The sequence below is a fragment of the Kitasatospora sp. NPDC058492 genome, from assembly GCF_042720685.1.
GTDB lineage: Bacteria > Actinomycetota > Actinomycetes > Streptomycetales > Streptomycetaceae > Kitasatospora.
This window is the reverse complement of sequence record NZ_JBHXMU010000009.1, coordinates 64,303-70,623: the sequence shown is the minus strand read 5'-3', so window position 1 is coordinate 70,623 and position 6,321 is coordinate 64,303. Positions and strand designations below refer to the sequence as shown.

Genomic DNA, 6,321 nt, shown 5'->3' with positions numbered 1-6,321 from the left:
CCACCGCCTCCACCTAGGGGTTACAGGTCGCTTTCCCTAAACAACCTTAATTTTCGCGGCCGGGGGACACGGCCCAAGCGGTCGGGTGACCCCGGCCGTCCAGCAGTCCAGGAGAGGTACAGCAAAGTGATCACTTCGCCGCTGAAACTCCGTGAGGAGCTGGAGGTCATCCACGGCATGGATGACATTCCGTTGATTTTCGATCCGGCCACCGGGAACTACCACCGCATCAGCCGGGCCGGCGAGGTGGTACTCACCTACCTGGACGGAACCCGAACCAGAGACGATCTCGTCGAGCACCTCGCCGGCCACGACCGGCCGCGCTCCGACGCGTTCGGACGGCAGCTGGACTCCTTCCTGGCCAGCCTCGCCCAGAGCGGTCTGCTGGAAGGATCGGAACTGCCGGAGAAACCCGGCAACGGACGCGTGCGCACCTCGATGCTGATGCCGAGGGTGGTTCTCACCAGGTCGCTCCCGGTCGTCCTGGAACCAGTGGCCCGGGTCCTGCGGAAGGTGCCGGCGGCGATTCCGGTTGCGATCGCCGTGATCGGTGCCCTCGCGGGCTACGCGTTCGGACTGCACACCTTCTTCGCGGCGATGCCGCCGCTGAAGGAACTCGCAGGTTTCGCCTTCCCCTTGGCCACCGGCGTGATGCTGCTCTTCGTCCTGGTGCACGAGACCGCTCACGCCCTGGTCGCGCAGGTCCTCAGGGCGCCGATCCGCGGCCTCGGGGTCGCGCTGCTCTTCTACTTCATGCCAGTGGCCTATGTTGACCGGACCGACGCGTACCGGGTGCGCGAGCGGGGCGGACGGATCGTGCTGGCACTCGCCGGAGTTCTGAGCGACGGCTGGTTCTGCGGTGTGGTCGGGATCTTGGCCCTGAACTCGCATGGACTGGTGCAGCACACCGCCGCGTTCCTGCTCGGAATGCAGCTGCTCATGCTCATCGTCAACCTCAACCCGCTGATGCCGAGCGACGGTTACACCGCACTTGAGGCCGCGACCGGCCTGACCAACGCGCGCGGTCGGGCGTTCGCCCTGCTTCGCAGCACTATCAGGCGCCAGGAACTTCCGGCACATCTGCGGAACGTGAGTAGGCGTGCCCGCCTGACCTACATGGCCTACGGCCTGTTCTCGGTGGCCTACGTCTGCTTCCTGGCCCTCTCGACCGTCCAAGCGGTCCCGGTGACCGTGCACCTGGCGCTCTCGGTGGTGGGCCGGTGACCGCCGCTTCCGACGTGCTGCTGACGCGAGTGGGCGGCCTTCCGGCCGACGTCCTGGATCTGGTCTCTCCGGCAGCACGACGGCTGCTGGCCGAACGGGCAGCTGGCTTTGAGGAGTTGGAGAAGCTGGTACCGGACCTCACGAACCTGCTCTTCGCGCTCGTCCCGCAGCTGGACGACGACCCGCTGCTGCGCCGGAATGTCCTGGCCGGAAAGCGGGCGGTCAATCGGATGGCTCCCCTGCCGTGGGACGACGAAACGATGCGGAGGCTGGCGAAGCGGATCCCCGTAGAGCAGTCGGAGCTCATCGAGACCTGGATCGGGCTCGCGGCCGAACACCAGGAGTTGACAGCACGGCTGGGCGAGCAACTCGCTGAGGACCGTGAGCAGGCGCTTCGACGCCTGAGCGGTGCCCGGGAGTCGGCCGGGTTCGCCGAGTCCCTCGCGCTCGCCGCACCGGACTGGATTCTGTACGGGCAGCGCAAGCCGGGCTCGGCCAGGAACCTGAAGACGTTGTACTCCTACGTCGCCCGCGCCGCGGTGAAGACCAGCCCTTTCTCGGGACTGACCACAGTGGGTGTCGCCGGGACCGTCGGCCAGGGGCGGGCCCGCAGCCGCACGTCCGCTGCCACGGCGCATCTGGCCCTGCAGCGCCTGGCGCGCGACGAGCGGACGGCGGGCCTGTGGCAGTACCGCGTTGCCCCGATCCACCCTGGCGGCCCGACAGAACCGGACGGCCTGGTGCTGCACAGCGAGGTGGTGATCACCGAGGGTGTCATCTGGCGTCAGGACCGGGCGGTCGAAGCGGACCACGCGCTCCCTCGGCTGCGCGGGCTGCAACCCCGTGCCGCGCTCGACGACCTGCTCCGCGCCATCGGTGGGGAGCAGCCCTTCGCCCGGTTCCGCCGGCTGCTGGACTCCGGTCTGCTGCATCCGGTTCCGCCGTGGAAGCAGGGTGAGGACCCGTTCCTGGCCCTGGCTGAGCTGGTGGGCGAGGATTCCCCGATCTCCCGGTCCGAACTCGTCCGGGCGCACGAACTCGGCGCTCGTGCCCATCAGAACGCGGTCCCGGGCCGGATCGATGCCGCAGCCGCGCTGCAGCAGACGACCGGCGGCTGGACGGACCACGGCGATCTGGGTGAGCGCAAGCCCAGCGGGCTCATCTATGAAGACCGGGAGACCGACCTCCACCTTCCGGACCCGCTCGCCGTTCCCGCAGTCCGGGCCGACCTGGAGGCACTGGGCGCGAAGGTGCGACCGTACCTCTTCCGCTCCCACATCTACGATTTCCTGCTGGAGTGCTTCCTGGCGGAGTTCGGATCGGGCGGGGTCTGTCGCGACCCTCTGGGCTTCCTGATGCGCCTCACGGTCGACCGGGACTCCAACCCCCCGCTCGACCGTGCGATGACTGCGGACATGATGAGCCGCAGCGAACCGGGGGGGCGGGCCTGGCTGCCCGTTGGGCCGACCAGCGCCCCGCCCACGGCGGGCGTTCTCTTCCAACTGGAGGCCGCCAACCAGGCAGAGGTCGTCGCCGGACGTCACCGGCTGGTCGTCAATCACTTCGGCGCCGGAACCGGCGCGCTGTTCAGCCGGTTCGGCCGGCTGCTCGGCGACGGCTTCCGGCATCGGCTCGCGACACACGTCGAGCGGTGCTGGGCGGGTGTTCGGTGCCGGGAGTTGGTGGCGTGGACGGACTGCAACACGGTGCAGGCGGAGTGCAGCGGGCTCTTGCCCCCGTTGTTGCTACCCGGAGAGGTCGACGCGGACGGTGGGATCACCCTCGACGACACCGTGCTCGTCCACGACCCGGTGAACCACACCCTGTCGTTGTTCGACCGAGCCGGGGAGCCGGTCGGCCTGGCCTACCTGGGCCTGATCCCGCAGCATCTGCTCCAGTCGTACGTCCGGCTGCTGGCGGTGCTGGCCGACCCGTGGGTCAACGGGTCGCCGCACTCGGACTACACCATGACCAAGGCCTTCGAGCTGCGGGCACACTGCGGCGAGGGCGTGGTGGCACTGCCGCGGATCGCCGACCAGCGGGTGATCACGCGCCGCGCGTCGTGGATCGTTCCGGTCGCGGCGATCCCCCGCCCCGACCCGGACTCGCAGGATGACACTGGTCTGGCCGTTCGACTGGACGAGTTCCGCCGCGCCCACGACATGCCCGAGGAGGTGTTCGTCCACCAACTCGGCGGCCCCGGCTTCAGCCTGGCCGGGGACCGGAAGCCGATGTGGGTCTCCCTGGCCGCCCCGCTGTCGGTCGGCGTCCTGTGGCGGTGGCTGAGCCCGGCAACCGGACACGTACGGATCGTCGAGGCGCTGCCGCAGCGCCACCTGCACCCCCAGCGCGATGCTCTCGGTCGGCCGCGGGTCACCGAGCACGCGGCCCTTCTGCACTGGCCCAAGGAGGCGTGACCGTGGACTGGTGGTATGTCCGCGCGTACCCGGGACATCCGGACCTCATGGACGAGTCCACCCGGGTCCTGGTCCCCTGGCTTCGTGAGCGGGCGGTCGAGGAGAGTGCCCCGGCCTGGTTTTTCACCCGCTACTGGGACATGGCGGGTCATCATCTGCGACTGCGCGTCTCTTGCTCCGAGGACGGGGTCGACCGTATCCATCAGCGTCTGCCCGAACTTGTGGATCTGCTGCACTCGTTGCGCCGACAGGCCGTCCCACCGAGGCTGATCCCCACCGGGGTGCCGCAGGGGCTTCCCGCCGTGAAACAGGCCAGAGGCTGCCTCTACGCACCTGAGCTGGCCAAGTACGGTGGAAGGCTCGGGGTTTCCCAGGCCGAGGAGCTGTTCACCGCCTCCTCCCGCTGGTACGCGGACAACGATCTGGCCGCATTGGACCCGCTGTTCGACCGAGCGACGGTCGCGGTCGCCTATATGAGGTCACTCGTCCAGGCGGCTCTGCCTGCCGAGTCCCGAGCCGAGTTCTGGGCGACACATCGCCGCCAGTGGGGCCCGCGGCTCAGGATGGCCGTTACAGCGCAGGACGAGCTGCGCGGCCTCATCTCCGGTACCGCATCAGGGATCTCCCGGGTGTCCGAGGTGGGCGCACGCCTTCGCCGCGGCATCGATGAACAGGTCGGATTTGCGGTGCGGGCCCTTGATCGTGCGGTGGCGGATGGGAACCCGGTCGACCGGCCGACGTTGCTCCTCCACTACCTGCACATGGATCTCAACCGTTGGGGTTTCGTGCCGGCCGAGGAGAGCCTGCTCGGTGTCGTGGCGGCGGCGGGGGTATAGGTTTCCTCCGCTCAATCTACTTGCCAAGTTTGAAAGTAGATGCCAGCCTGGGATCAGTACATGACACAGCTGGATCTCAGTGGTATGCGACGAGAGGCTGACGGGGAATGCCAGCAGATGCTCCGGCGATCCTGTTCGAGAATGTCATCAAGTGCTATCCGGGACCCCGTGGAAAGATCACCGCGGTCGCGGGAATCGATCTGGCCATCCACCAGGGGGAGATCTTCGGGCTACTCGGCCCGAACGGCGCGGGCAAGACCACCAGCATCGAGATGCTGGTGGGCCTGCGCCGCCCGGACGAGGGGAGGATTCGGGTTCTGGGGTTCGACCCGGTGTCCCAGCGGGACGAGATCCGCACCCGCGTGGCGATCCAGCCCCAGCAGGCTGCCGTCTTCGAGCAGCAGACGGTGGCGGAACTGCTGCGAGTCTGGGCCTCCTTCTATCCCGACGCGGACAGCCCTGACGCGGTCATCGCCCGGATGGGTCTCCAGGATTCACGTGACGTCAGGATCGCCAAGCTGTCCGGCGGTCAGCGGCAGCGGCTACTGGTCGGCACGGCGCTGATCTCCCGTCCGAGCGTGCTGGTCCTGGACGAACCGTCGACTGGTATGGATCCCAACGCCCGGCAGGAGCTGTGGGAGGCCATCCGCGGCCACCGCGAAGCCGGCGGAACGGTACTGCTGTCGACCCATTCCATGGAGGAGGCCGAGACTCTCTGCGGCCGGGTGGCCGTCCTGCACAAGGGCTCGGTCGTCGCCTGTGGCACTCCCCAGGACCTGATCAGCGAGCACGCTCCGGAGCGGGAGCTGTACTTCACGGTCGAAGCGGACTGCGACCTGGCGGAACTGCACGACCTGGCCGCGGTGTCACAGGTCACCACGCGCGAGGTGGACGAAGGTGTCCGGGTGGTGGTGCGAACTACGGACTCCGACGCGGTGTTCGGGCTCCTCGCCGGTCCGCTCGGGGCGCGGAGGATCCAGCTGAAGGACGCCGGTCTCGAGGCCGTCTTCCGTCGGCTCACCGGCGTGGCCTTCCACGAGAACACCGAGACGGACCGCGCCGGAAAGGAAGGTGTGCGGGCATGACAAGCACTGCCACGCGCGAACTCGCGATCCTGCAGGGGCGCGAGCTCCTGCGGGACCGCAGGTACTTCTGGTTCGCACTGTTCTTCCCGTTCGGAATGCTCGCGATCTTCCTGGGCATCGGTGCGGTTGTCCCGAAGACGGCGGGCGCGCCGGACTTCCTCCAACTGGTCATCCCGATGGCACTCTTCCTGGCTGTCACCAGCGCGGCCCTGACCGTCACGGCGGGACCGCTGGCCGCGATGCGGACCAGGGGCACCCTACGGCTGCTCGGAACCACTCCGGTGGGGCGGGCGCGACTGGTGTTCACCCACATGTTCGCCCGGGTGCTCATGGTCATGTGCCAGGTCGTCGTGCTGCTCGCCCTCGCGGTCGCGCTCGGCAAGGTGGAGCCGGGCAGGCTGCCGGCTCTCTTCGGTATCGCCCTTCTCGGCCTCGGAATGTTCGGAGGAATCGGCTACCTGATCGGTGGGCGGCTGTCCTCGCCCGACGCGGCCACCAACGTGGGCACACTCGTCCAGCTTGCGACGCTTTTCCTGAGCGGCCTCGCGTTCCCGCTTCAGCTGATGCCGGCCGCCGTCGCCAAGACGCTCGGTCTTCTGCCCACGAGTTTCTTCGCGGACCTGATGATGACCCAGATGTCGGCAGGCAAGCCGTATCACCCGGCGTGGCTCTCTATCCTGGTCGTGGCCACCACCACGGTGACAGCGGTGTTCCTGGCCGTGCGCACGTTCAAGTGGGACCAGGACGAGGAACGGTGAT

5 protein-coding genes are annotated in these 6,321 nt (G+C 68.2%); all 5 read left to right on the top strand.

What is annotated here, in order from left to right; translation table 11 throughout:
* Positions 1-126: 126 nt before the first annotated feature.
* The 5 genes from ACFWPI_RS08825 to ACFWPI_RS08805 all read left to right on the top strand — a co-directional run bounded on the left by ACFWPI_RS08825 (position 127) and on the right by ACFWPI_RS08805 (position 6,320).
* Positions 127-1,224, top strand: coding sequence for a hypothetical protein (locus ACFWPI_RS08825; protein WP_380374916.1), 1,098 nt, complete (start codon positions 127-129; stop codon positions 1,222-1,224).
* The gene (locus ACFWPI_RS08820; RefSeq protein WP_380374915.1) at positions 1,221-3,641 is read left to right on the top strand and encodes a hypothetical protein; all 2,421 of its coding nucleotides are present in this window, start codon (positions 1,221-1,223) and stop codon (positions 3,639-3,641) included. The genes ACFWPI_RS08825 and ACFWPI_RS08820 overlap by 4 nt, the downstream gene beginning before the upstream one ends.
* A complete protein-coding gene (locus tag ACFWPI_RS08815; RefSeq protein WP_380374913.1) occupies positions 3,638-4,477 on the top strand; it encodes a lantibiotic dehydratase C-terminal domain-containing protein in 840 nt (279 codons plus the stop codon). The genes ACFWPI_RS08820 and ACFWPI_RS08815 overlap by 4 nt, the downstream gene beginning before the upstream one ends.
* Before the next feature lie 107 nt (positions 4,478-4,584).
* Positions 4,585-5,562: an ABC transporter ATP-binding protein gene (locus ACFWPI_RS08810; RefSeq protein WP_380374912.1), complete on the top strand. Its 978-nt coding sequence runs from the start codon at positions 4,585-4,587 to the stop codon at positions 5,560-5,562.
* Entirely contained in the window at positions 5,559-6,320 is a 762-nt protein-coding gene (locus ACFWPI_RS08805) for an ABC transporter permease (RefSeq protein WP_380374910.1), read from the top strand. The genes ACFWPI_RS08810 and ACFWPI_RS08805 overlap by 4 nt, the downstream gene beginning before the upstream one ends.
* Position 6,321: the final 1 nt, after the last annotated feature.

What these genes read in the sequence shown, in the direction of transcription:
- ACFWPI_RS08810 (WP_380374912.1), top strand. Translation starts at nt 4,585, where the DNA reads ATGCCAGCAGATGCTCCGGCGATCCTGTTCGAGAATGTCATCAAGTGC.
- ACFWPI_RS08805 (WP_380374910.1), top strand. Translation starts at nt 5,559, where the DNA reads ATGACAAGCACTGCCACGCGCGAACTCGCGATCCTGCAGGGGCGCGAG.